Below are 26,124 nucleotides of genomic sequence, written 5' to 3' on the forward strand. Positions count from 1 at the left end.
AAGGGAGATGGAAGAGCAGGCAACCTATTGTATCAAAGTGAATTTGCCCGGCGGAGTAGTGTCGGCAGGTGATATGTATGAGATATTGTTAATTGCCGAAAATGCAGGAGTTGAAGCTATCAGCATCGGTAACAGACAGCAATTGTATTTTAATATAGCAGCAGATCGCCTTGAAGACCTTGAATCGGAAATGTTTAAGGCGGAGATCAGCTATGAAATAAATGACGATCAGTTCCCAAACATCATTAGCTCTTACGTTACCGACAATATATTTAATACAGAAAGTTGGCTGAAGGAGGGAGTATACAAAGATATATTCGACCTGTTTGATTATCAGCCGAAGCTCAAAATTAACCTAGTTGACAGGAACCAAACATTCGTGCCGTTTTTTAGCGGAAACTTCAACTTTATTGCTTCCGATATCAGTAATTACTGGTATTTGTACATCCGTTTTCCCAAAACAAGTGGGTTGTATTGCTGGCCATGGCTGGTGTATTCTGATGATATCCCGGTAATCAGTAAAGTAGCTGAGGATATTATTATGCGGCGTAAGCAAGCATTTTATGATCAGTCTGAAATAGATCACCAGGCATTTTACAAGCTGGTTACTGTGGGTAAAAACTTTGTAAATCACGCAATCACGGAAACATTGAAACTGCCTGATTTTTATCTGCCTTATTATGAGGGGATCAATAAATATACAAATGGTAAATACTGGCTGGGTGTTTACCGGAGGAATGAATGGTTCCCGGTAGAGTTTTTGAAGGATATATGCCTTTTATGTCTTAAATCCCGTATCGGACAGCTGTATACTACTCCATGGAAGTCATTATTGATTAAAGGTATAAGTGAAGCCGACCGTAATGATTGGGGAGATATATTAAATAAATATCGGGTAAATGTAAGGCATGCCTCAAATGAGTTGAACTGGCAACTGGAAAACCTCAGTGAAGAAGCTCTTGATCTGAAAAAGCAATTGGTACGTGAGTTTGAGGAGTATGACCTGCGGACCTACCGGTTATCATTTGCTATTAAATTGCAGCCTAAAACAGGCCTTTTGGGTTCGGTCATAATTAGAAAACGTGAAGCAGAGGTATTTGACATTATGCACACCCGCGACTTTAACCCAAATTCAAAAGACTTTGTTTTTTATAAAAAAGAGGTCGCAAGATATAAACTCGGCACGCAGCTGATTAAATTATGCAATCACTATTATAATTTACTGGTCGATAATAATGTTTCATCAGCTATTGCTCATGATGATGCCGGGGAAGCTGAAAAGCAGGAACAGGTAGAAATAGTTTATCAATGCAAAAACTGCCTCAGCATTTACGACAACGCTTATGGCGATCCGGAAAATGGAATTGAAGCAAATACCGAGTTCGACGCTCTGGAACATTATGTATGTGCTGTTTGTGAGTCCTCTAAAGAAGATTTTATTCCTGTTGAGAAAAAGGTTGTTTTACATTGATTTTTAAACTAGTAAACAAATATTTCATCAACTAAAAGCATAGCCTTGGCCCCGGCGCCGTATTCTCCTTCGGGAATGATCCCTTTATTTATTCCGACAACTTTTATATACCGCGCTTGTGTATCTTTTAACGAAGCCTTTATAATGTTTATGCCATTGATAGCGAAATCCTTTTGACTATACACCTGAGTATAATTAGTTCCATCTGACGATACCCAAAAACTCAATTCTGTTGGTTCCCACATTCGTTGCCAGTGATATTTTAAAACATTTGTGCCTATTAAGTTGATTTTCTGAACGCTGCCCAAATCAATAACCGCTTCCAGGTTTGCGCCGCTGAAGCCAAACCATTGCCCATCATTGTACAAGTTACTGCCCTCTATGCCATTTACCAGTGCTGATGGATCGCCAGGATTATAATTTTCAGCCGGCTGAAAAGTGAGTGTTACAGGTTTGCCTACAGCCTTGTGGAATGAAATCCTCTTTTGAAATGTCCGGCCTTGCTGCTGGTCATTTTTAAAGACGGCAGCTTTTACAATTTCACCCTTGTCAATGACCAGGGCATCATGATAAACCGGGGTATATAATCCTGGTGCGGTTCCGTTAGTTGTATAGTGGATGACGCCATGAGGCAAAGTAGAATCTAAATTGATTAATGTTTTGCCATTCGGATTTTTACCAATTGTATAAGTGATCTCATCAAAAACATTTGCCGCATGTATACCTAGCTTTTTAAACAAAGGATACTGTTGTCTCAATCTGCTTAAAAAATCAATATAATCCCTGTTCTCTTTGGATGACCAGGCCGTTTCAGCAAGTGCTAACATCCGGGGAAACATCATATACTCTGCTTTTTGTTTACTGTCCAGGTATTCACTCCATACATTGGCCTGGACACCCAGGATATATTTCGATTGGGTAGAGTCCAGTACTGAAGGTATTGGCTCATAACTATAGATCTTTTTTAGGGGTAAGTATCCACCGGCAGCAAGTTGCTCGTCAGGATAAAGCGATTGGTAATAATCAAGATAAACATATTTTTCCGGGGTCATCACTACCTGGTGTTGTTGCTTCGCAGCTGCAATGCCGCCTTTCTCTCCCGTCCAACTCATCACTGTAGCGCCCGGGCTTAAGCCACCCTCCAATATTTCATCCCAACCAATAATTTGCCGCCCTTTACTGTTCAGATATCTTTCGATGCGTTTGATAAAATAACTTTGCAATTCACTCTCGTCTTTCAGATTCTCATCTGCCATGCGTTTTTGGCATTTCGGGCAGGTATGCCAGCGTTGTTTAGGACATTCATCGCCTCCGATATGGATATATTTTGAGGGAAAGAGATTTAGAACTTCATCAAGAACATCTTGTAAAAAAACAAAGGTGGCATTGTTGCCTGCACAGTAGACGTCGCTGAAAACGCCCCAATAAGTAGCAGTTTGATAAGGCCCTCCGGTGCATCCCAGGTTCGGGTATGCGGTTAATGCGGCCATAGCGTGCCCCGGCATTTCTATTTCGGGTATAATTGTGATGTGTCTTTCAGCCGCATATTTGACAACCTGCCTTACTTCATCCTGTGTGTAATACCCGCCATATCGTTGGCCATCAAAAATATGCGGAAGATCCTTTTTATGCCCTACCAGGGTTTCATTTCTGTAAGCTGCAACAGACTGAAGTCTTGGGTATCTTTTAATCTCAATACGCCAGCCCTGGTCATCTGTCAAATGCCAGTGAAAGGTATTGATCTTGTACAGGGCAAGCACATCTATCCATTTTTTTATCTGATCTGCCGTAAAAAAATGACGGCTTACATCCAAATGCATGCCCCTGTAAGCGAAACGCGGATGGTCCTCAATTATACATCCGGGAACAGCATGGTTGATAGTGCGACCAGCCAGTTGGATCAACGACTGTAAGCCATAAAATACCCCTGCCGCGTCATGCCCGGTTATCGATACGTGTTTTTCATCCACCACGAATAAATAACCCTCAGAATAAGGTATACTATTAGAGTCAATTGCTAATCGTATGAAATTTGAAGAGGCTTTGTGCGAAATGGAAGGAGAGAGGTTGGTAATTAAATGTAATGAACTCAGAAAGATTTGTGCGGCGCTCTTATCCACGTCGCCTGATAATAACAGGACAGTTTTTTTGTTGAAATGAAAAGTACTTCCATTCGGCGTAGCTTTAAAAGGCTTCGGAATAATATTTAAATCACCTTTAGAGGCGATGTGACTTTGCGCGGCCAATATAAAGTGTATTGAGAAGACTAAAATTGAACTGAATATGAACCTCTTCATTTGCATGAGTACGGAAGTAGACTTTGGAGTATGGATAAAATTAAAAAATTCAGGAGGAACATTTGCTCCCCCTGAAAATCAAATCAACTATAGAACTGCATGAAAGCCGTTTTATTTGTCCCACCAAATGTGGGTAGTTAACAAATCAGGGCCCTGTCTTGCAACAGCAGCATCATAATTTGCTTTATTAGTAGATATTTCGGATAAAGGGTACATCATTCTGCGCGGAATAGTTCCGTTTGAATTATTGCCTTGATAGTTAACCGGGGTCAGAATAGGATAACCTGTCCTGCGCCAGTTCGAATAAGATTCGTACTCGTCATAGATCAGCGAGGCCCAGAATTGTGTGTGTATTTGCTGCATCTGCTGATCGGCTGTACCGCCGGTATAAGGGTGTGCAGTAAGGTAAGCGCTGATCTTGGCATCAGATATTACACCTGCAGAACCAAAAAGTGCCCACTGATGCATGGCGCCTGTTACGCCTGCATTATAGTACGATGCTGATGTTCCGCCACCCGTATTCCAACCTCTTACTGTTGCCTCTGCTAATAGGAAATTAGTTTCGGCATTGGTTAACACCATTACCGGAGCGGTATATTGCAGAATAGTTGCCGGATTGGGTTCTGAATACGACTGGAAATTAACCGGTTGTGATGTTAAACCGTTCACCATTCCCTTTTGATTTGCAGCAGTAGTATCGGGCACCGGATTATTAGGATCCGAATAATTCCACACCACGGCTATCACACTTAAACGCGGGTCGTTATTATTTTTCAGATAATTAATATAAGTGTCGCTATACTTGTCGCCTTCGATCAGGTTAAGGCCATAAGCAGTGGCTGAATAATCATTACCAATCAGGTCAACAGCAACAGGGTTCCGGTTTAGATTTATGGAGCCCGACTGGTATTTCAACACTGCGATATCTGCATCATTTACTATTACTCCACCCGCTATTGCTTTTTGTACCCAGGTTTGAGCGCTGGCGGGGTCAACCTTTGTTAAACGCATACCCAGGCGAAGCATCAGGGAGTAAGCAAACTTTTTCCAGTTGGTGATATTGCCACCATATAAAAGATCAGCGCTGCCAAAGGTAGCTTTGCTGGCGTCAAAGGCTTGCGTGGCCTGATCCAGTTCTTTGAGCATATCGGCATATATGGCCGACTGTGAATCGTAAACCGGGAAAAAGGTATTGCTGGTATAGCCCTGAGCTGCTTGCGCGTATGGCAGATCGCCAAACATGTCAGTCATACGGTGCATCACATATACCCGCCATATACGGGCCTGGCATAGCTTGTTTACATCTGAAGCAGCCTGGCTGTAACGAATTACATCACCAATCTCGCTAACGGTGTTCTGATAGTAGGTGTTTAGCGCTGTGCCTGCCTCATTGTTAATCAGATACTTATCGCCAAAACCAGAGGTAAGCTTGTAGTTTGCAAAATGCTGTATAAAACCTGCCACATTTGATATTTGCGAAGCATAGTAACCGGCGTTAAATGCGTCTAATTCAGCTTTTGAGAACAGGTAAGGCACAGTCGGTGATGATATTGCATTGGGGTCGGTATTTATCGCCGCAAAGTCTTTTTTGCATGCCGGAGTCATGATAGCAATTATTGACATCAGGCATACACCAAAACATATTTTTTTCATTTTCATCATTCGAAGGATTAAAATTTAACCATTAAGTTTAAACCGTAGCTGCGTGTGCGCGGCACTCCAAACATTTCCAAACCTTGCTCGTTCCCTGCGGTAAATGTAGACTCGGGATCAATGTTTGGTGCTTTTTTGTACAGTATCAATAGATTACGCGCCACGAACGAAAGGTTCATTGACTGGATGCGGATAGATCCTATACTTTTTGCAGGGATGTTGTATCCAAAAATCACCTGTCTTAGCTTAATAAAGCTGCCATCGTAAACGAAAAAGCTGGATATGTTTTTACGGTTATCGTAAAAAGTGGCAATGTTGGTTACCGGAACAGTATAATTAAAAGGCTGACCATTGTCATCCACACCACTAACAGGTAATCCGCTGTCTCTGCCCGGAAGTGTACTCTTCAGTAAGCCAAACCTGTCAGCATACAGGTTGGTACCTGAATAGATCTTATTACCATATTTCCCGTCGATCAGAAAGCTGAAATTGAAGCGATGGAAGTTAAAGCTGTTGGTAATGCTCATTGCAGATGGTGCAACTCCGGTACCCATATCCACCAGATTGCCTTGTTCTTCGTTCCCGTTCGCCGCGTAAACAGTGCGCCCCTGTGCATCTTTTTTGAGTTGGTAAGCCTGTATCTGTCCGTAAGGTTTTCCTACTTCGGCATAAATGGATACATAGCTGTTAACAGATGTTCCTAAGAAGAAACTGTTTTGCCCCGCTGCCAATTGCTCAACGGTGTTTTTGTTGTAAGAGTAAGTGTAGGTCACATCCCATGTAAAGTGATTGGCTTTTATGGGTCTGCCGGTTAACAGCAACTCTATACCTTTATTGCTTATTTTACCTATGTTGAGGTAGGCTGAATTAAAGCCTGATAACGGATCAACGTTGGCCGGAACAATATCATTAGTAGTTGTACGATTGTATAGCGCGACGTCGAGGCCTAAGCGGTTATTCAAAAACTTCATCTCAGTACCTATCTCGACCGTTTGTGAGGTATAAGGCTTTAACTTGCTGTTTGGAATAACCAGATTACCATTCACGTCCCTGGTGATCTGCTGCAGAGGCACGCTGCTGCCAGGTACCTGGCTGTAAGTTAGGTTGATCCCGTATGGGTTAGGGGCCCCGCCACCTACCTGTGCCCACGAACCTCTTAGCTTTGCATAGTTGATCCATGAGGGTAGTTTAACAGCTTCTGAAAGTATAAAGCTGCCGCTTACTGATGGATAGAAGATGTGATCATCAGTAAGACTCAGCGTCGAGAACCAATCATTCCTGCCGGTAACGCTTAGATAAACGATGCTTTTATAGTCAAAATCGGCTGAAGCAAAAACGGAGTTAACAGCTGTTTTCGCATATTTTGGCAACGTAACAATTGTGTTTACGTTTGATAAGCTATAAAAGAAGGGAATGCTAAAATTACTCGCGTCAACTTCTAAGCCGTTGAGTGTATGCTTTTGCTCGTTGCCGCCTGCCAAAACATTTACATTGAAGTTTTTTAGAAACTTTGTGTTATAGTTCAATGTAAGTTCAGTATTTATTTCGGCTGTATTATAATTGATCACATTCATTTGACCCTGAGGGGCATAAGCTGTCCCGGTCGGCGCGATGCCGGTGTACTCATAAGACAGATGATCGTCGCTTACACGCCCTTTTATAAATAAGTTGTCCAATAGATTATACTTGACACTGGCGTAACCGATAAAGCGGTTCTTGGTATCTTTCTCCTGGAAACGGTTAACTACAAAATATGGATTCGATGCAAAGCCCGATGAGTTCCACAACGTTTCATTGCCGTTGGCGTCATATCCAGGTGCCAGGCTTCTGATATCCACTGAATTGGCTATCATATAAGTGCCCCAGTTGGGGTTTCCTAATGCGTCGCCCAAGCCCGGACGATTCATGTTGTCTTCAACATTATATTGGGCCACGGCTTCTATAGTTAGGTTCTTGCCTAATTTGGCGTTCACATTCAGGTTGGATATTTTCTTATCCAATGAGTTGTTGGGTACGATCCCCTTATTGTTCAGGTCGGAAACTGAAAACCTGAAATTGAGTGCATCAGAGCCGCCGGTAAAGGCGACGGTATTAGTAAAGGTTTTTCCGGTATTGTAAAAGTTTTTTATGTTATTCTTTTGTGCAACATAAGGCCTGGATACGCCATCAAACTGAATCACACTTGACCCGTCAAGTTTGCCACCGTATGATAAGCGCCCGTAAGAGATCGCATCCTGTTGATTGGTAACGGGAGTCCCGAACTTTCCTTCGCCATACTGATATTGCCAGTCGGGAATCAGTTCGGGGGTTTCCGCAGTAAATGTGGAGTTGTATTCAACGCCAATGCCTTTTTGTGCAGTGCCCTTTTTCGTGGTGATGAGGATGACGCCATTTGATGCTCTTGAGCCATATAGTGCTGAGGCTGTACCCCCTTTTAACACGCTTATCGATTCAATATCGTCAGGGTTAATGCCACTTATTCCATCGCCGTTATCTGTATTCATCCCATTACTGTTAGTGACTATCGGAGTAGAAACCACATTGTCAATGGGCATACCGTTAACCACGTATAATGGCTGGTTATTGCCGGCAATACTGCCGCTGCCTCTTATTACAACGCGCCTTGATCCACCGGGACCTGTTGCCAGGCTCGATACGTTTACACCTGCTACTTTGCCTTCAAGAGCGTTAGCAACGTTAACTTCCCTTGCCTGCACAAGTTCGTCTCCCTTAACTTCAGTTACGGAGAATCCCAGTGCTTTTCTTTCCTTTTTGATACCCAACGCCGTTACTACAACTTCATTTAGTGCGCTGGCAACGGGTTTTAGTCTTACGACCACAGCGGCATCCATGTTGGTAACAAGTATCTCTTCCTTGTTATAACCAATAAAGGCTACAACAATGGCAAATGCCTTGCCCTTATATTTATCTGGAATGGGCAATTTAAATGAACCATTATTGTCTGTAGTGGTGCCAATACCCGGATCATCCTTTAACGTTACAGAAGCGCCTGGAACAGGACTTGAATTATCATCGAAATAGACCTTGCCCTTCAGTTCTCCGGCGATGTATTCTGTTGGTTTCACCAGAATATTCTCTACATCGGCGGCTTTGCTTTTAACCGGGTTCTTTTCGAAAATGATGATCTTTTTATCAAATTGTTTGAAATCCAGATCGGTATTATCGAGGATTAATCTCAGCGTTTTTTCAACGGTCCTGGTCTCGGTTTGCAGGGTGATGTTCTTGTATTGGATTATTTTTTCAGAAGGATAAGCCATCTGGAATCCTGATAGCTTTTCAATCTTTTTGAGGGTTTTCTTCAGTGTTTCATTTTTTGCACCAATTGTAATTGTTTCATCTTTAATGCTTTGTGAATTGCTTGTTTTTGCCAGCAGTAGCTGTGCGGTAATAAGCAGAATGGTACAACAGCAAACACTTAATCTCATAAGAAATCGAAAACCGGTATGAGTGCATAATTGAGTGGCACAAAGCCGCCACTTTGCAAAAGCGGTAATTTTTTGCATTCTTTGTATTGTTTAAAAGTTTTCACTAAATTTTTTAACTACAAACTCCCATTGCTTCCCGGCGGGGAGTTTGTTTTTTTAACGCCCCCTGCATGGCAGCAGGCGCGTATTGCGATAAGCGCTATCTGGTTAGGTTAAATTTCTTCATACTCTTAGTTTGGTTGTTTTAGGGTTGATTGTTTAGTTAATTACAGCCATTGCCATCAATGGTAACTTTTTGTTCATTTTCAAATTTGTAAGTAGTGCCGCGGGCAGTACACAATATTTCCAGAATATCTTTTAATGATTCCGTGCCGTTGAATGACGCAGTGATCGGGCAGTTTTCAAGGTCAGGATTTTTAAAATCTATCGATACCTGGTAGCGTCTGCTCAGCAAGCCTGCAATAGATTTAAATGATACTCCGTCGAAAACCATATCGCTGCTTGCCCAGGTAAGCGTTCGGGTAGCCTCAACTTTATTTTTCTGACCTGCGTTGGTTTGGTTATCATAAACTACCTGCTCATTTGGAGTAAGTATCACAGCGTTTTTATGGTCGTTTTCAACCTTCACTCTTCCCCTGGTAACGGTAACTACTACCTTTTTTTGTGAAGGGTATGCTGCAATGTCAAATGCCGTTCCCAAAACTGTAGTCTTTATCTTACCTGTATGAATAATAAAAGGTTTTGTATCGTCGTGATGAATATCAAAATAGGCTTCACCGATCAATTCCACTTCACGCTTATTGCCTGAAAATGAAGCGGGGTAATTAAGCTTACTTCCATGACGCAGTACTACTTTACTGCCATCGGATAAGGTAATAAACTTGTTTTCAACGGTATTTGACGGGGTAACAAGTGCTACTCCGTTTGATATTGTTTTCGATTTGTTAAATAAATAGTACCCTCCGCTCAGTAAACAAAATCCCGTTAAGACTGCTGCAGCACGCATCATCCACTTCCGGGAACTTAACGAATGAATTTTGGCCCCGGTACGGGACTTAAATTCATTATACATATCATCAGCTAGCTTTTCCTGACCGGCGGAGTTTAGCAGGTTTTGAAACTGTTGATCGTCAATGTGGATGCTATGGTACCAGTCGTTTATTTCCTGCTCTTCTGCAGGAGTGCAGAGGCCTTTGTGATATTGATCGAGTAAGTAACGTAGGCGTTGAGGTTCCATTTATTGTGTTTATAAAATACATAACACCCAATCTGAACGTTACCGTTACTTTAACTTAACATTTTTTTATTTTTTATGAAGTTTCTGACCTTTTTGAAAAAATGCAGGGAATTTAACCCGGTTTGTTAACTTTTTTTAAAGTTAATTGCACTGAGTATTAAATATTTTTATTAATATCGTTGACACAACATGCTTTTTGTATGGAAATATAAAATGTATGAATCCCTGATTGGTTTAACCATATTAATTTTAAACTACGATTAACCCCATTGATCAACATAGCGACACCGAATTAATCAGGCTCTGGCAAGAGGGGAGTGAATATGCCTTCGAAATAATCTATAAAAGGTATGTAGTAAAACTGCTATCAATCGCGTCTAAAAAAATTGATGATCACGAAACTGCGCGGGAGTTTGTACAGGATGTGTTTATCAGCTTATTTAAACTTCGGGATACTTTAAATCCTCAAATTTCTATTCTGGCTTATTTACATGTTGCGTTAAAAAATCGCGTGCTAAACCATTACAGGCATCAAAATGTACATAAGCGGTACGAACAATATGTGGCACAACAGCAATTACATACAACAGATACTACTATCTCGCAGTTGCAAAGTAAGGAACTGGAGACGTACCTTAAGGAGGAAATTAAAAGATTGCCCCAACAATGCCGTACCGTATTCCTGTTAAGCCGCGAAGAGGGGCTGCCTCATAAAGAAATCGCAAACCATCTTAATATATCAGTCAATACTGTTGAACAGCATATGCGTAAAGCGCTGCGTATATTAAGGACATCCATGGGTAATTATCTTCACCTTGTTGTTTTGCTGATTTACTTTGGTGGGAGGTAGGGATCGTAGCAGATGCTGAAGTTAAAGCAATAAGTTTAGTTGGCTTTCCCTTTGTTATTCTTCCACCATTCCCAACTATACGAATTCATATCAAATCCTTGCAGATAAGAAATCTTCCAGTTGCCATTATCTTTTACCGCTCTTACCTTAAAATTTAAATCGTCGCCCCAATTCCATTTAAAGCTCGCTTCGTTATTATTGATTTTGATGTCTTTCAATTTTATGATTTTCCAGTAATCATTAACCGGAGTATCCTGACAATCGCACCAATCGTCTACATCATCTCCAAAAGTTGAAAGTTCTCCGTCGGGCCACAATGAGGAGCCATCTTTCAATTCCTTATCCATACGTACCGCAATCTTACGGTAATCGTTAAGGAAACTATCTGCAAATATTCCCGTCTCTTTAAGTTCCTCAACCGCTTTTTCATTTTCTGCCAGATCAATACCTGTATATAATGTGTCTTTAGGATTACTTTTTGTTGGTTTAAATCCATCATGTTTCATGGTATCAGTTACGTGCCATTTGTAAAGTTTTCTGACCAGAAGCGTTAGCTGGATGCTGTCTTGATTTGCAGTTGAAACAGTTAGACTGTTATCAGCAGTAGTTTTAACCGTATCTGTATGACTAGATTGTTTGTTGCTTTTACATCCGTTTAACAACAGTAAGCATAAAAGTGATAAGAAAATTGCGGAGCGTAGCATAAAGAGGTTTAGTATTCTATAATAATGCGAATATAGAAAATAACACCTTTAATTAAGTTGAAAGCATTTGCCTGAAGTCCTTAAATGGTTCGATGCCTCATGCTAACGGAATATTCCAGCCTTTAATCGACACATATTCATCTTTCGTCGATTATATTTTCATCGGTCCCTTATTCAAACTACTTTTAGGTGCAGTGATTAAGCTCTCATTTAATCATATGTGATAAGGTTCCTCTAAAAATAACAATCCATTACGCACTACTGGCTTTAATCAATAGGATATTATTGCTTGATTGCATTGAATATGCCATCGGCCAAACCACTAAGTTTACCATAGCTGGTTTCATCGTTTTCATTAGACAATAATACAATGCCAGTGTTGAGTTCAGGATAAAGGATGATATAGCTGCAAAATCCGTAAGTGCCACCATCCGTCCATATTTGACTGTAGCCATCATCATATTTATAAATCAGCCAATTCAGCCCAATAGAATAGACATCCGGGGAAACTAATTTTTCATGAGACAATTGTATAGCGGAATCTTTGGGATTTAATTGAAGGTGTATAAACTTCAGCATATCCTTTGTAGTCGAGGTCAAACCCCCGCTTCCTGAGAGCGTTGGCGAACTGAAGAAAGGAATAGCATTTCCTTTCTTGTCATAACCATGTGCGGCTAATCCAGATAATGATCCAGGCGACTGATAGGTTGTCCGGTTCATACCAAGCGGTTTTAGGACATAGTTCTTTACTAACTCAGAATAGGGTATTTGATAAACGTTTTCGAGAATAAACGACAGCAATTGAATGGCTGTGTTATTGTGCCTGGCCTTTGTACCGGGAATAGTATCCAGCTTTACCTGGTGCAGGGCATCAAAAAAGGCCTGTCTGTTGTAAAGTGAAAAGATTTTGCGCCGCAAAATCTTTATGGAATCAGGTGGTGTGCCGGGATTTGCCTCTGGTATGATAAGCAGGTTTTCAGGTAAAGCCGATGTCGTGCTTGCCAGATCTTTTAGCCTGATCGGCCTTCCCTGGTATTCCAGGTTTTGATAGTTACCTTTTAAATATTTTCGTATATCATCATCCAGGTTGACTTTTTTTTCGAGAACAGCATGCGCTAGTATCAAACTAATAAATGTCTTGGATATGGAGCCAATTGCATAAACCGTTTGATCAGACGGCAAAATGCGCTTACCTTTTTCAATTGAGCCAAAGTTGTAGGAGTAGTCTTTACCATTATAAAACAGGCCGATAGAAAGACCTACTGATTGCGGGGCTTTCATATAGGCGGTACCCAACCGGCTTACCAGCGTGTCAGGGTTGATCTTTTTGATTCGATGACTGGATTGCGCTAACGCCGAACCGGTAGCTATAATTAAAAAAATCAGGCCGAAAAGATATCTCATGATTTGTATTTAAGTTCAATCTATACACTAATCGTGTTCCAAACTATTATATCACTGATAATAAATGTTTTATGAGATTATGGATACTGCGCGTTGCATCAAAAGCGTACAGTTAACGTACGCATTCGCTCATAGTCTATACGTATTCCCATACTAATATACAGTGTGCAGTATCATAATTAACAAGCTAATATTGTTACTTTATAAAAACAAGTTTCCTCTGCGTTCTCGAAGAACAAGCCTGGATTCTGAATATGATATTGGCAACTTAGGTGACAGACTTTTTATTCTAAAACCTTATTCGTCCTTTTACTTTCTTAATTATACATTCGATGGCCATAGTTGCCCTGCTCTTTTAAAGGCAGCGAACTTGGCCTGTAAGTCAAAATAATGGGCTACGCCCTTTTCCTGGTAGTGAGTTAATGTTTCCAGTGTTTTATACACTACCTTCAATATTCTTCTAGCCACTGCTACTATAGCTTTCTGTGCTTTCATACGTTTTCGCATACGTTCAAATAAGGCATGCCAATAGGAATCTTTAACCCGAACTGCTGCCCACGGCGCTGACAATTGATGTTTTTAAATAGCTATTGCCTTTTTTAACTGAAGTATCATGCCTTTTACCGGCACTTTCATTATTGCCCGGTGCCAAACCGCACCATGCAGTAAAATGATCCGCCGTAGGAAACCGGCTCATATCTTTTCCAGCCTCACTCAAAATAGTCTGCGCTGATTTATGGGCAATGCCAGTAATGGTATCAAGAGATTCAAATGCCACAGCATAATGTTTGCTGACAATATCACCAATGATATCCTCTAATGCATCAATCTGTTTTTGAACGTGGTCAAAATCCTGTAATAACATTTGCAATTGCATCTTATGATGCTGCTCCAGCGTACCCTCAAGTGCCAGCATCATGTCATCACGCTTGTTTTTGGCTCTTCCGCGCGAACAGTTTGCCAGTTGAATCTTATCGGTAACACCAACAGCAAGTAACCGAATAATGTCCATTGCAGTTTTCGTGCGAATAGAACTGATCACTGAACGAAGTTTGATATTATTACTTTCAAGGATCTTCCACAGCCTGTTTTGAGTCTTATTCTGTTGTCTTGTATAAAACAGACGGCTACGACAAAAGTCCCGCAAAACACGTTGCTCAGAAGTAGGCATAAAACTGGCGCGAACTAACCCATGCAGTAAGAGAGTGCAAAGCCAGCGTGCATCTTTCTTGTCCGTTTTACGCTTTGGAATTTGCTTGATATGGGTAGGATTAGCAACGGTTACTGATATTCCGACTTCAGTAAGTATCGTGTATAAACTCATCCAATAAATGCCTGTACTTTCCATCAGGCAATGTTCGACTTGATTGCTTTGAAGCCAATCTTTTACTTTGTGAAGTTCACAAGTAAAAGTTCCAAACTCCATAAGTTCCTGTTCGCTGCCATCTTTGCATGAGATAAAGCCGACGATCTTTTCTTTGTGCATATCAAGGCCACAGGCTTTATCCAATTGTGGCGCGATGTTCACATCTCTGTTTGTTTGCTGTTTCATAAATATCCTCCATGTATCTACGAAAGACATTTTTATGAGCCTGGGTGTTTTGTTTATTCATCTCACTTAGGTTTAAAGCGCCAAGCTGCAAGAGCGCGGGGCTTTATAATTTTACCAAACCTAAATTGAAAGAGGCGATTCTTTTTCCTTGAGCGGTTTTCGGTGCCAGTAATTGGCGAGTAATGATCCGGTGGTGTTCATAAGCGGGCCAAATACAGCAGGAGCGAGGCCAACAGTAGCGATTTTCCCCATTGCTTTTGCCAGCCCCGATGCAAGGCCTGCATTTTGCATTCCTACCTCAATGGCCATCGTACGGCAATCGCGTTCGGACATTTTGAATAACCTTCCTGACCAGTAGCCAAATGTGTACCCAAGCAAATTATGGATCAATACCAGTAAAACCAACAAGCCGCCAATATTGAGGAGGCTATCCCTGCCCGCAGCAGTAATAATGACGATGATAAACGCTATGCCGAACATTGACACCAGCGGCATCAGCTTTTCCAGCCATGAGGCGCGTTTGAGTAAATATTTGTTGAAGAGAATACCTGCACCAATAGGTATGATCACGATTTTTATGATATCCCACATCATCGCCAACGCGTCTATTTTGATAAATGCCCCGCCAAGCAATTTCATCAATAAAGGCGTAATAAACGGGGCTAATGAGGTGGAAACCGCGGTTATGGTGATTGACAATGCCAGGTTAGCTTTAGCCAGGTATGACATCACATTTGAAGCCATGCCATTTGGTGAGCAGCCTACAAGGATTATCCCCGCAGCAATTTCGGGTGGGAAGTGGCTTAATTTAGCCAGGGTAAAGCCAAGCAGCGGCATTATGATAAAATGGCTGCCGACGCCTATAAACACCCCTTTGGGCATTTTAATTACACCAGCAAAATCGTTTAAACCCATCGAAGTGCCCATGCCGAACATAATGATTTGCAGCAATGGCGTAATTAATCCGGAGAGCTTAAAGCCGTTTACCTGTACAAAGTATTGTGGATAATACAAAGCTGTTGTTACTGCACCGAAAATGATGAGTGTGTACGAAAAGCCTTTGAGTAATACCGATCCCCGACATGCAATAGCCAGGATGATAAAGAATGCTATAATAAAGTAGCCTGAATGGGCAATGCCATCCTGGAAAATGAGCCATATTGCTCCGAGAAGACACAACGCCGCAATGCCACCTAAGATCTTATAAATTATGCTGTTTTTCAACTGTTTTAATTTAGGTTGTGATTTACTACCAGGTGCGTTTTTCCATAAAAGAGTCTAACTGCGCCCGGGTCATTTTCCCTTTCTGCGGGTTTTGTTCCAGCCACTTCATGAATGATTCCCTGAGCTTGTTGCTCCACTGACTATCAATTTCACCGGTAGAAAATGTGCCCGCTTTAAGCATAGCATGACTGAACTCGTCGCGTAGCGCTACAAACTCTGATGTGGCTACTACCTTTTCGGCAAGATGTGCAGGAATAAAAAGCACACCTTCCTTTTGAGCTATTACTAAATCGCCAGGCAAAACAATGGCATGACCGATACGGATAGGTGTATTAAGCCCCATTAATACCATTTCTTCCAGATAGGATGGGTCGAAGTCGCGCACAAAAGCATTAAATCCCGGAATAGCCCTTAACCCCTGTAGATCACGTGCCGAACCTTCAAAGATGACCCCATTGCCGGATTTATTGAATATGGAGTTGCCCAGATTATCACCGATCAAAGTGCCGCCTCGTACCTTGCCAAAGCCATCGGCTACATACACATCGCCCTTAACCAATTGATCTATCGGCCAGGAGTTGGTATTGCCTTTTCGCCCTTGTTTGGTACCTCGTTCTTTAATGTTCTTCTCTACATCCGGGCGGCTTGGCATATACATGGCAGTAACCACGCGGCCAACAACAGGAATCGTATCGTTAACCAATTTCCAGCCACCTTCAAACTGGTTGCTGTAGCCTTCATTTTTCAATACCGTCCAGGCATCCTCTATGCTGATTTTTTTTGCCCTTTCAACTATCTCGTCCGGAACTTTTGGCCTTCCGTCAGCAAAGCGTTCTCCTTTCCATTCAGAGGTATAAAAGATCAGCTCATCCCTCGAAATGGTTTGTGCCTTGACAGAAAGCCCGCTGCCAATATTTATGATCAATACTAATAGTAGTAGCTTATAATATCTCATTTAATTTAGATTAATGGGTTTCTCCTTTTGATGCGTCCTGTTTGTTTTGGGTGACTTTTCTTGGCGGATAAATAGGGTTGGCTATGCCGTTGAGGTCGTACACTATTTTGCCTGCCCTGATCGTCAATTCGCATTGTAATTTTTTGTCAGTTTCTACCTTATAACCGGTATAATCAAATAAACCGAATTTTCCGTTGACGATGTCCAATACAGCCACATCTGCACAAGAGCCTACCGACAAATTGCCCAATTCTTCGTGTTTTATTTCTTTCGCCGGGTTTGATGTGCTGGCCTGTATAACATCGTGCAAAGGCATGCCAATTGCTAAGAATTTGTTCATACAGGTAAGCATGTCCTTCATGGCATCGTTCATGCTGTTAACGTGAATATCAGTACTGATAGAGTTTGGGAAAAAGCCTTCTTTGGCTGCGGGTAATGCCTGTGAGTAAGCAAAACTGATGTTGCCATAACCCACATCGAAAATGATCCCGCGTTTTCGGGCCTGATACACAAATGGTTTTACTTTGTTGGTTTGCAGATCAACAATATACTCCCTGCTGCCCAACTGCCCGAAACAGTGGGTGAAAATATCTCCCGGCCGCAGGTGTTTTAAAAATAGCTCTTCAATGGGCAATGGTGGTTTGCTTCCCCCGAAATCAATCATCGCCGGGATTCCTCCTGCCAATGTTCCGGCTTCCACGGCACGGTCCGCAGGGGTCCAGTCGTGGCCTTCATAGTGTGCCAATTTGATGCCTACTATAATGTCCTTGTACTTTTTGGCGACAAGAGCAGTCATTTTCGGATCCATGTCGTTCAGATTTTGCTCATATCCGCCACGCATACCCTCGCCAACAATATTTAAAAATGCCAATACACGCGTTTTTGAAACATCAATAGTTTGCGATTTGAATGCCGGGAAAGTTCTCCAGCCAGAGCTCCCAGCGTCCACAACCGTTGTTACGCCATTGCGAAAGGTAAACCCATCTGGTGCAATGGCCAGATTGCCATTTTCATATTGATGATCGGGTTCTGTACCATAAAAATCATGCGTATGAATATCTAACAGACCAGGTACAACATACATGCCCTTTGCATCCACTACTTGTATTCCCTGTTTAGGATCAATATCCATTGAGACAAGCGTTATTTTTCCACCGCTAATGGCAACATCCATGACCGCATCTATGTCATTTTTAGGATCGATCACATGCCCGCCTTTAATGACAATATCATAGGTTTGCGCAACAGAAACCTGGCTGAGCAAACCCAGCAGGAAGAGCATTAAGAAAAAGCGTTTTCGCATCTTTCAGCTAATAATTACAATAATTTGGTTTATAACTGGTCTATTGGTAAGGCCATAAATTTATACAGCTTGCTGCAGTATGGACTTTACTCTTCCGGCTACAATATCCACCTGATCTGGCCGCAAAAGCACCACGCCAACGGTCAGATAATCTTTTCCTCCATTAGCCACAATACTTGGCGTCCCGCTCTTTAATGCGGTAACCACTTGCTCAGGTTTTATCTTGATCTTACTTTCATCCCAGGTCACCCGAAGACTTGGGAATGCATTAGCCGGCCCCGGATCAACCACAGTTTCGGTTTTTACCGTTTGTACAGTTTCTAACTGCGAGCCGATACGTTTAGCGCGATCTAACCAATCCTGCCATTCTTTTTTATGGTCTCTTTCCAGGTAAGCTTTCAATGCAGCATACATACCAAACATCTCTTCCTTGTTCACCTTCATTGGCCGGCCAATCGGCGCCTCATTGGGACTATGATTTAACCTTGCAGCTGTAATCAAGTCTTTACGTCCGAAGAGTAAACCAGCACTTTGCGGGCCGCGAATCATTTTCCCGCCCGAAAAAGTAACCAGGTCGAAACCTATCTTTTGATATTTGAACAGGTTCTCTACAGGCGGGACGTCGGCAGCAGCGTCCAGCATACTAGGAATATTATGCTTTTTTGCTATAGCAACAAAATCCTCGTGTGTGACACTGTGTTTCCCGGCAGCGTTGAAGAATAAAGCTATGACAGTTCTTTCGTTGAAGGCTTTCTCCATCTCATCGTTACCTTCAACCTCAATAATTTTCGCTCCTGTTGTGGTTACAGCCTGATCGAAGAGGTATCTATGCGTTTTCTGCATGATCACCTCGGGCCGTGGTCCGGGCAGGTTGGGCAGTAGTTTGATTTTTTCGTGATCTGTACCCGTGATGGCTGCGGCTGTACCCAATACGATGGCACAAGCAGCACCCGAAGTAACCATAGCCGATTCAACATGCAGCAATTCGGCAATTTTTGCGCCTACCTTATCCTGCAACTCGTACATGTTGGCAAAATCGTGCGATGTGGAATTGATTGCCTCCAGTACTTCAGGAAGCATCAGCGAACCTGACAAAAATGTCATGGTTACGGATGCGTTAATCACCGGCGTAACACCAAGCTCTGCAAACAGGTCGCGTGTTGACTTTTGTGGGGTAGGAGTATCGGTTATTCCGATTGCGGATGCTTTGCTTATAAAACCACCTGACAACGGCAATAAGGTGAGGCCTTTTAATATGTCTCTGCGTTTCATTTTACTTCTCTATTAAATATAAGCCATACAATCCATTTCAACCAGCGAGTTGCCCGGTACGCCGCCTTTGGCTACAGCAACTGTAGTACGAACGGGAGGGTTTTTACCAAAACGGCCTTTATAAACTTCATTCATGCCCTGGTAGTTGGCTATATCATTCAGGAAGACAGTTACTTTAAGCACTTTCTCCATCGAAGAGCCGGCTTTTATCAGTTCTTTTTCAAGCTCTTTTAGTACGATCTCGGTGTGAGCTTTGATCTCGAATGGTTCAACATGGGCGCCTTTTCCGGCAACAAAAACAAGGTTACCCAATTTGGTTGAGCCTGAAAATAGCGGCACATCCTGGAACGTGGTTACGTTGTTCACTACTTTTTCTTCAGCAGGTGCAGCTACGGCATCTTTGCTTATTCCGAGAACTGATAAACCAGCAACTGAAGCCAGTATTTTTTTCAGAACAGATCTTCTTTTTTCCATGTTGTTTTAAGTTTGGTAATCGTATATGAAGTGTTTGTTTTTCTTATTTGATGTATAAATTATTTCGTGCTTGTCGCGGGATTCTTAGTATTTAAGGTAAGAATATATTTTATCATTTTATCCGCATCAGCCTGACTAATAGCAGGATGTGGTGCCATCGGAACCGGTCCCCATACGCCTTTACCACCCGTAATTATTTTTTTGGTGAGGGTGTCCAATGATTTTTGATTCTGAGGATATTTGGCAGCTATTAAAGTATAAGCTGGGCCAACCAATTTCTCTTCTATTTTATGGCAAGCAAGACAATCAGACTTAGAAATCATTTCCTTCCCATCTGCAATTTCAGCATCAGTGGCAAATGGGAGTGGAGGAGGAGCTTTGGTAACAGTGGTAGCAGGTTTGCTCTTGGCGACCACCTTTTTCTTGGCCTGGCCAGAAGCTACACAAACCGACAAGGTAAGTATGATACACAAAGCTGGTGTTATTAATTGTGCGATTTTCATAGTGGCATTCACAATAAGTAAAACCCTTAACTCAGGCTTTACCGTTACTTCACATAAACTTTTTTGTTCTTTTATCAGGTTTATATCCCTATTTCTGTTTTTTAGACATCTTCCATTCGCGTCCCGGTTCATCAACCCTGAATGTTTCCAGGTTACCCACATCCTGCAGGGTGGTATACATGGTTTTACCATCAGGGCCGCCAAAACCAACGTTGGTTGGCTTTTTGCCGATAAGTTGTATCTCCTGCAAAATCTTTCCATCAGGTGATACTTTGGCTATAGTTCCTTTGCCATACCGGGCCTGGTAAATATTGCCTTTTACATCACAACGCAGCCCATCCATGCCAAAGTCGGTAAATTCGATCACCAGGCGTTTGTTACTTATTTCACCTTTTGGTGATAGATCGTAGGCCCATATTTTGCGTTTTTCATTCACATATAACGTATGATTGTCCGGACTTACATCTATTCCGTTTACCGTTGCCATAGAATCTAAAACAGTTGTTTTACCATCTGTGTCAATGCGCCATATTTTACCGGTACCTGCTTTCCAGTTCGGGTCGCTCGCATAAAGACGGTCTTTATTATCGATAGCGATATCATTCGGCTGGCTCATCCGTGACTCATGTGCGAAAACAGTTTGTTCTTTGGTGATCATATTCACCTTGATGATATTGTGCCCGGTATAATCTGCTATCAGCATATTGCCGTGACTGTCGAACCGGATGCCGTTTCCGGTGCTTCCTTTAGCCAACTCGATAAATACACTAGCTTTTCCATCAGGCGTCATTTTGCCGATGGTGCCGTCATGATCAAAGTTCACCGCGTAAACATTACCATACTGATCTACCGCAGGCCCTTCGGCTCCGATGGTAAAGCTTTTCGGTGGTGTAAATTCTTTCGACTTAAAAAGTGTATCTGTGGATTGCGCGCTGGCATTTACACCAATGACTGTAAATAACGCGGACATTAGCAATCCACTATACCTGAATGCCGGACTTAAAGGTAATCTATTCATGAATTTGGTTTGATGTCTTTTTCCTTACCGCACTTACCTCTGCAGGTGTAACAACTTCGGGGAGATTATTAAAATTTGATTTGATGTAAGTGAGTACCTCGGCTACCTGTTCATCAGATAAGAAACTGCCATGCCCGGGCATCACCTCATTGTAAGATTGTCCTTTTACCGTTACCGGCCCCTTAAGGCCGTTTAGGATCACATTGATCAGTCTCGGGGTATTGTAATTTACCCATTCTGATTGTGCGAGAGGAGGGAAGCGGTTGCCGTCGCCCCTGCCATCAGCCTGGTGGCATGCTATGCAATAGGTGGCGTACACGGTTGATGCGGTAGGCATATCCTTAAACAAGTTGTCTTTAATCTCATCAGGAGTTTTGATGTTGGATGCTGTTTTTTTCCGGTTTCCCATGGCTGCCAGTTGCTCAACTCCGAATGCTTTTTTATCACCTTTAAACTGTATCCGCCAGATTCTTCCTTTTTCCGTATCACTTACATATAATGAACCATCCGGCCCTTCAGCTAAACCCATAGGGCGGTAAACCGCATTGCTCACATTCACAATAGGGTCGACCCTTGCAAAGCCATCTGCGAAAACTTCCCATGGGCCGGAAGGCTTGCCATCCTTAAATGGAACAAATGCTATAAGAAAACCTGCCTGCGGATAGGGGGCACGGTCGGTAGAGCCATGAAAGGCCACAAAAGCACCACTTTTATAACGTGATGGGAACTGTTTCCCTCTATAGAAAAGCAGATCATTTGGGGCAAAATGAGCGGGGAAGGCTACAATAGGCTGTGTCAACTTTGCGCCGTTGCCCTCTTTTGTGCCATCGCCTCCAAATTCAGGGTTAAGCAGTTTTTTACCTTTAAGTTCGTCGTAATAGTAATATGGCCAACCGCCGTCCATACCTTCATTCACTTTAAAAAACTCTTCAGCGGGTTCCATTGCGCTTTGCCATGGTGTATATAAGTCAGGCCAGATCATGCGGAAATCATCCCGGCCGTGAGCGACGGTGTATAACGATTTGCTTTTGAGATCCCAATCCATCGCAACAATACTGCGCAAACCTGTGGCATATTTAATGCCGTCCGACTGGTGCTGACTTGTTTTATTGGCATCAAACATCCATATACCGCCATGATCCTTTAGCCATGGGTTGCCCTTATCAGGTGAGTTCGGGTCGCCGACGCCCGGCGAACCGGGCAAACGATTTTTCTCCTGCCCCGCATTAGAGCCGGCACCCCAACCCACAAAAATATGTCCCTTATTATCAAAGGCAATCGGTTTGGTCTGATGCTCGTGGTAGGGGGGATTATCGATAACGATGGTATCTATTTTACTATCCGGAACCAGTTGTCCGCGTTTAAGCTTCATGCGGTATACCATCAGTTCTGAACTAAAATATAAGTACCCATTATGGATACGCATAGCAGTGCCATACGTGTGACCACTATATTTGCCAAAAGGGGTTATAATGTCTGCTTTGCCATCACCATCGGTATCTCTAAGCGCTATGTTTCCATACCCGTCATTTAAATAATGATTTCTGGCTTTCACATAAATATCGCCGTTGGAGTTGACAGCAATATGCCTCGTTTGCCCCTTCAAACTGTCAACAACAACTATGGCTTGGAAACCGTCGGGCAGGAAAAGACCGTCGTTGTCTGGTGCAACGGGGCCAGGGTGATTTTTACTGACATTATTCCATGAGAATCCCAGGAACACCAGTAACACACCTGCACCGATTGTCTTTAGCAGGTTCGAATTAAAGCAGTGTAAAAAATTAGTTACAGCCTTCCTGGTTGCGTTTGTAAGGGCCATTTAGCAAATTAAACTTTATAAAAACTATAATTATTGATCGGCCGAAACCGAACCGTTGTATTATTTTTTTGATCCTCTCAGCATTGATAGAACTGATGGATTTATCTTTTTATAATTTTTAGAACGAAGCCAAATAACCTTGTAATGGGGTGTCTCTTAGGGGCTTATGTCGGGCTATTGGTTTAATTTGCTATTTTTCAGAACAGATAGTCTGAGTAATATTCTGAATTGATTACTCATAACATACGCACGGCAGCACTCATAGCAACAGCAAGTTAACAGATATATTTGTTTTTTAAAAATTTTAGCTTTTGTTCGATGAAAATGGAAGAAGTATTTAGACTTTGTAAAATACTTTAAGAAGTATTGGAGTTGAGAAATCAGTTAATCAGTTAGTCGGGTATCAGTTATCAGGTCGCCATAATTAGCTGATTAACTGGTTAACCGGTCACTAATTAACTGATCACTTAATCTTTTTTCTTTCGGTCGTTACCCAAGCCTATTTTGATCTTACCGGTAGAATCAGCTTTGGCATGCAGATGCAGTATGATGCCTTTGTAGCGCTTTTTCTCCAGTTTAGCCGGGTCAGTTATAGTAGTGTCGTTTTTTGGATTGCGCAGGGGGACATCTATGGCCAGGTCGGTACCTTTTGAAATGCCATATACGCCCGAAATATCCATATTGATAGCGCTTGAGCTCAATTTCAACGGATATACTTTAAACATATCCCCGTTTACATCAAAATGGGCATTTAGTTCTTGCACGCGAATGTTTTTCAAATCACGGAACGGGAAGGCAAATTTACCAACGCTATATAAGGGTTTAAAGTTGAGTAATTGCCCCTGCTGCAGATTTACATCCAGATTGCCGTTGATAGAATTTTTTGCCAGTTTGCCGTCATCGGTAATTCCTGCTGTGATCGCCGTTTTGGCTGACAGGAGGCCCTTCAGGTTATCAGCGGTAAAATCGCTAAGCCCAAAATTATCAAAAGCCTTAAAAAACTCATTCACATCCACGTGACTGATGACTGTATTCAACTTTAGTTTATTCAGATCTTCTCCCCGTTGTATTGAGCCGTTCATTTTCAAAAAGCCGCCAGCATGCTTTAAGCCGACGTTTTTGATCACTATTGCATCTTCTGAAGTCAATAGATCCGCATGAACATCGGTCGCCAAAAACTTGTTATAGTACACCTTACTGACATCCAGGTGCATGGCTGCCGTGCCTTTTTCCAACACATTGCTTAATTGGTCAATGGCGTTTCCACTATTGACTATTGGTTTTGACTCGGCTGAGGGCCTTGCACCATTACCTTCCAAAAAGCTTAGGAATTCGGCCAGATAAAGCTGTTTGCTGCGTATTTCCCATGTAAGCAGCATTTTTTCCGGAGCCGTATAATACAGGTTCATGAAATTCTTTACCCGGCCATCCATTGTAATTACGCTATGCCCGCTTTGCAGACGGATGTTTCTCAGGACCAGATCATCCTTAGTGAAGTTCATCGATAAAGAACTATTGATCAGTTTTAGCTTCTCAGGAATGTAGGTAACGTCGGCGTTTTTGATATTAATATAACCAGTTACGATGGGTTTGTTTAGTTGGTAATTCACAATATCGCCCTTATAGCGCAGGTACGTTGTCGCGCGACCTTTGGTAAACCGGGCTATTTTGTTACCCATTATTTCATTCAAATCAGCCACAGGGAAATCGGCCCTAAGATTTCCTGTAGCAATAGGCTTATTGATATTAATGATGCTGCCAGTATCAATATTAAAAGGTATCTGTTTGTAGCTTCCCGAAAATCGCGTAAAACGGATAACAGAATTATCATCCGTAAAATCTTTGCCTTTTTCAAAATTATTAGTGAAGATGGCATCGAACCCGCAATTATCAAATATAGTTACCGGTGTAGATACTTTGCTATTGCGCACCCTGGCAGTTATATAAAGAAATGGATTGCCTCCTGCGAAACTACCCTCAATGCGCGCAGTCACTGCGAGCGGCTGGCTTATGTTATATTGGTCCAGTTTGCGTTTAATGTTGGCCGCGACAAGCTGCGAAGCCTGTCGCCAGGTGATCTGGTTGCAGGTAAGATGAATTTTGAAATCAGCAGGGTGTTTGTCTGCACCAAAAACAGCATCAAGTTTAAATTGATTTGGGCCAATATTCACCGCCTCAGAGTTAAGCGTAATCTTTCCATTGTCATCACCAATAGCCTCAAAATTGCCGTTTATGGTTTTGTCTTGTACGAAACTGCCGTTTTTTGTTTTAAACGACATGTTTCTTGCCAGTACATCCAGGTGAAAGCGCGCCCGCCAGCCGGTATCCAAACCCCGCATGCGTCCGTTAACATTTCTTACATCGAAATAAAACAGCTTGTTTTTTGAGCGGTCGTCCACTTTCAATTGCAAATTCGAGAAGCTGAATAATTGAAACGCAGGTGGAACGCTTTTGCCCGCTGGTTCTTCAGACCCATTCTTCGGACTTTTTTTGAAAACGCTCAGATTGCTGTAGCCTGTGCTGTCCGTATATAAGTCAGCAGAGGCATTATCAATATCAATGCGGTTGATACTTGCCTTGCCAGTTACCATAGATAGCGCATTGAGCGATACATAAAACTCTTTGGCGTCAAGCAGGGTATGTTTATGTTCGGCAAAGCGCTTGTCGCGTATGGTTACATTTTTCAGTTCAAGCGAGATATTAGGAAAGTCTTTGAATAATTGTGGCTTCATGTCGCCGATGGTGATCTGCCCGTCCAGGTTTTGGTTAAGCTCTGTGCTCACCATTTTAAGCACGCGGCTCTTGTTATAAGTTACATACAACATGGTGCCGATGACAATAAGAATAACTAGCAGGATAAGTCCCGCAAGGATTTTAATACCGTTTTTTAGCCATCGTGACACAGAAGGTTTAAAGCTGAAAATGAGGAATTTGTTTTGCTG

At 42.3% G+C, this 26,124-nt stretch carries 19 protein-coding genes; 2 read left to right on the forward strand and 17 right to left on the reverse strand.

The features are described 5' to 3' along the window. Nucleotides 1-7: 7 nt before the first annotated feature. Complete coding sequence (locus Q3A68_RS16145; protein ID WP_302902147.1) at nt 8-1,471, forward strand: rubredoxin; 1,464 nt, start codon at nt 8-10, stop codon at nt 1,469-1,471. An 8-nt stretch (nt 1,472-1,479) separates the two neighbouring features. Here Q3A68_RS16145 and Q3A68_RS16150 read toward each other — a convergent pair whose 3' ends face one another. The 4 genes from Q3A68_RS16150 to Q3A68_RS16165 all read right to left on the reverse strand — a co-directional run bounded on the left by Q3A68_RS16150 (nt 1,480) and on the right by Q3A68_RS16165 (nt 10,104). Beyond that, nucleotides 1,480-3,768, reverse strand: a complete 2,289-nt coding sequence (locus Q3A68_RS16150; RefSeq protein WP_302902148.1) for a glycoside hydrolase family 20 protein — start codon at nt 3,766-3,768, stop codon at nt 1,480-1,482. A 111-nt stretch (nt 3,769-3,879) separates the two neighbouring features. Further along, the gene (locus Q3A68_RS16155) at nt 3,880-5,421 is read right to left on the reverse strand and encodes a SusD/RagB family nutrient-binding outer membrane lipoprotein (protein ID WP_302902149.1); all 1,542 of its coding nucleotides are present in this window, start codon (nt 5,419-5,421) and stop codon (nt 3,880-3,882) included. 17 nt (nt 5,422-5,438) lie between these two features. Continuing rightward, complete coding sequence (locus Q3A68_RS16160) at nt 5,439-8,867, reverse strand: SusC/RagA family TonB-linked outer membrane protein (protein ID WP_302902150.1); 3,429 nt, start codon at nt 8,865-8,867, stop codon at nt 5,439-5,441. A 262-nt stretch (nt 8,868-9,129) separates the two neighbouring features. Continuing rightward, nucleotides 9,130-10,104: a FecR family protein gene (locus Q3A68_RS16165; RefSeq protein ID WP_302902151.1), complete on the reverse strand. Its 975-nt coding sequence runs from the start codon at nt 10,102-10,104 to the stop codon at nt 9,130-9,132. A gap of 295 nt (nt 10,105-10,399) precedes the next feature. Between Q3A68_RS16165 and Q3A68_RS16170 the strand changes: the two genes are divergently transcribed. After that, nucleotides 10,400-10,954, forward strand: a complete 555-nt coding sequence (locus Q3A68_RS16170; protein WP_302902222.1) for an RNA polymerase sigma-70 factor — start codon at nt 10,400-10,402, stop codon at nt 10,952-10,954. 35 nt (nt 10,955-10,989) lie between these two features. Here Q3A68_RS16170 and Q3A68_RS16175 read toward each other — a convergent pair whose 3' ends face one another. The 13 genes from Q3A68_RS16175 to Q3A68_RS16235 form a co-directional block, all read right to left on the reverse strand. Next, complete coding sequence (locus Q3A68_RS16175) at nt 10,990-11,658, reverse strand: hypothetical protein (RefSeq protein ID WP_302902152.1); 669 nt, start codon at nt 11,656-11,658, stop codon at nt 10,990-10,992. Between the two features lie 282 nt (nt 11,659-11,940). Then, a complete protein-coding gene (locus tag Q3A68_RS16180; protein WP_302902153.1) occupies nt 11,941-13,062 on the reverse strand; it encodes a serine hydrolase domain-containing protein in 1,122 nt (373 codons plus the stop codon). Nucleotides 13,063-13,383: 321 nt separating this feature from the next. Continuing rightward, on the reverse strand, nt 13,384-13,557 hold the full coding sequence (locus Q3A68_RS16185) for a hypothetical protein (RefSeq protein WP_302902154.1): 174 nt from the start codon (nt 13,555-13,557) through the stop codon (nt 13,384-13,386). Nucleotides 13,558-13,600: 43 nt separating this feature from the next. Next, a complete protein-coding gene (locus Q3A68_RS16190; RefSeq protein ID WP_302902155.1) occupies nt 13,601-14,644 on the reverse strand; it encodes an IS110 family RNA-guided transposase in 1,044 nt (347 codons plus the stop codon). Nucleotides 14,645-14,734: 90 nt separating this feature from the next. Next, on the reverse strand, nt 14,735-15,838 hold the full coding sequence (locus Q3A68_RS16195; RefSeq protein ID WP_302902156.1) for a bile acid:sodium symporter family protein: 1,104 nt from the start codon (nt 15,836-15,838) through the stop codon (nt 14,735-14,737). A 25-nt stretch (nt 15,839-15,863) separates the two neighbouring features. Then, nucleotides 15,864-16,793, reverse strand: a complete 930-nt coding sequence (locus Q3A68_RS16200; RefSeq protein ID WP_302902157.1) for an RraA family protein — start codon at nt 16,791-16,793, stop codon at nt 15,864-15,866. A 10-nt stretch (nt 16,794-16,803) separates the two neighbouring features. Further along, nucleotides 16,804-18,096, reverse strand: coding sequence for an amidohydrolase/deacetylase family metallohydrolase (locus Q3A68_RS16205; protein WP_302902158.1), 1,293 nt, complete (start codon nt 18,094-18,096; stop codon nt 16,804-16,806). A 60-nt stretch (nt 18,097-18,156) separates the two neighbouring features. Next, the gene (locus Q3A68_RS16210) at nt 18,157-19,368 is read right to left on the reverse strand and encodes an aminotransferase class V-fold PLP-dependent enzyme (RefSeq protein WP_302902159.1); all 1,212 of its coding nucleotides are present in this window, start codon (nt 19,366-19,368) and stop codon (nt 18,157-18,159) included. Nucleotides 19,369-19,380: 12 nt separating this feature from the next. Continuing rightward, nucleotides 19,381-19,842, reverse strand: a complete 462-nt coding sequence (locus Q3A68_RS16215; RefSeq protein WP_302902160.1) for a RidA family protein — start codon at nt 19,840-19,842, stop codon at nt 19,381-19,383. A gap of 59 nt (nt 19,843-19,901) precedes the next feature. Then, nucleotides 19,902-20,345 (reverse strand): c-type cytochrome, encoded by a 444-nt coding sequence (locus Q3A68_RS16220; protein ID WP_302902161.1) that lies wholly within the window; start codon nt 20,343-20,345, stop codon nt 19,902-19,904. 88 nt (nt 20,346-20,433) lie between these two features. Continuing rightward, on the reverse strand, nt 20,434-21,363 hold the full coding sequence (locus tag Q3A68_RS16225; RefSeq protein WP_302902162.1) for an SMP-30/gluconolactonase/LRE family protein: 930 nt from the start codon (nt 21,361-21,363) through the stop codon (nt 20,434-20,436). Further along, nucleotides 21,356-23,182, reverse strand: coding sequence for a PQQ-dependent sugar dehydrogenase (locus Q3A68_RS16230; protein ID WP_302902163.1), 1,827 nt, complete (start codon nt 23,180-23,182; stop codon nt 21,356-21,358). Before Q3A68_RS16230 ends, Q3A68_RS16225 begins: the two co-directional genes overlap by 8 nt. Before the next feature lie 467 nt (nt 23,183-23,649). Further along, a complete protein-coding gene (locus tag Q3A68_RS16235) occupies nt 23,650-26,085 on the reverse strand; it encodes an AsmA family protein (protein WP_302902164.1) in 2,436 nt (811 codons plus the stop codon). Nucleotides 26,086-26,124: the final 39 nt, after the last annotated feature.

The organism is Mucilaginibacter tolerans (assembly GCF_030519375.1).
In the GTDB taxonomy this organism is placed as follows: Bacteria; Bacteroidota; Bacteroidia; order Sphingobacteriales; family Sphingobacteriaceae; genus Mucilaginibacter.

Coding starts and splice junctions, on each gene's coding strand:
- Q3A68_RS16205 (WP_302902158.1), bottom strand. CDS start 18,096: ATGCGAAAACGCTTTTTCTTAATGCTCTTCCTGCTGGGTTTGCTCAGC.
- Q3A68_RS16225 (WP_302902162.1), bottom strand. CDS start 21,363: ATGAATAGATTACCTTTAAGTCCGGCATTCAGGTATAGTGGATTGCTA.
- Q3A68_RS16215 (WP_302902160.1), bottom strand. CDS start 19,842: ATGGAAAAAAGAAGATCTGTTCTGAAAAAAATACTGGCTTCAGTTGCT.
- Q3A68_RS16155 (WP_302902149.1), bottom strand. CDS start 5,421: ATGAAAAAAATATGTTTTGGTGTATGCCTGATGTCAATAATTGCTATC.
- Q3A68_RS16180 (WP_302902153.1), bottom strand. CDS start 13,062: ATGAGATATCTTTTCGGCCTGATTTTTTTAATTATAGCTACCGGTTCG.
- Q3A68_RS16185 (WP_302902154.1), bottom strand. CDS start 13,557: ATGAAAGCACAGAAAGCTATAGTAGCAGTGGCTAGAAGAATATTGAAG.
- Q3A68_RS16165 (WP_302902151.1), bottom strand. CDS start 10,104: ATGGAACCTCAACGCCTACGTTACTTACTCGATCAATATCACAAAGGC.
- Q3A68_RS16145 (WP_302902147.1), top strand. CDS start 8: ATGGAAGAGCAGGCAACCTATTGTATCAAAGTGAATTTGCCCGGCGGA.
- Q3A68_RS16190 (WP_302902155.1), bottom strand. CDS start 14,644: ATGTCTTTCGTAGATACATGGAGGATATTTATGAAACAGCAAACAAAC.
- Q3A68_RS16150 (WP_302902148.1), bottom strand. CDS start 3,768: ATGAAGAGGTTCATATTCAGTTCAATTTTAGTCTTCTCAATACACTTT.
- Q3A68_RS16160 (WP_302902150.1), bottom strand. CDS start 8,867: ATGAGATTAAGTGTTTGCTGTTGTACCATTCTGCTTATTACCGCACAG.
- Q3A68_RS16210 (WP_302902159.1), bottom strand. CDS start 19,368: ATGAAACGCAGAGACATATTAAAAGGCCTCACCTTATTGCCGTTGTCA.
- Q3A68_RS16200 (WP_302902157.1), bottom strand. CDS start 16,793: ATGAGATATTATAAGCTACTACTATTAGTATTGATCATAAATATTGGC.
- Q3A68_RS16230 (WP_302902163.1), bottom strand. CDS start 23,182: ATGGCCCTTACAAACGCAACCAGGAAGGCTGTAACTAATTTTTTACAC.
- Q3A68_RS16220 (WP_302902161.1), bottom strand. CDS start 20,345: ATGAAAATCGCACAATTAATAACACCAGCTTTGTGTATCATACTTACC.
- Q3A68_RS16175 (WP_302902152.1), bottom strand. CDS start 11,658: ATGCTACGCTCCGCAATTTTCTTATCACTTTTATGCTTACTGTTGTTA.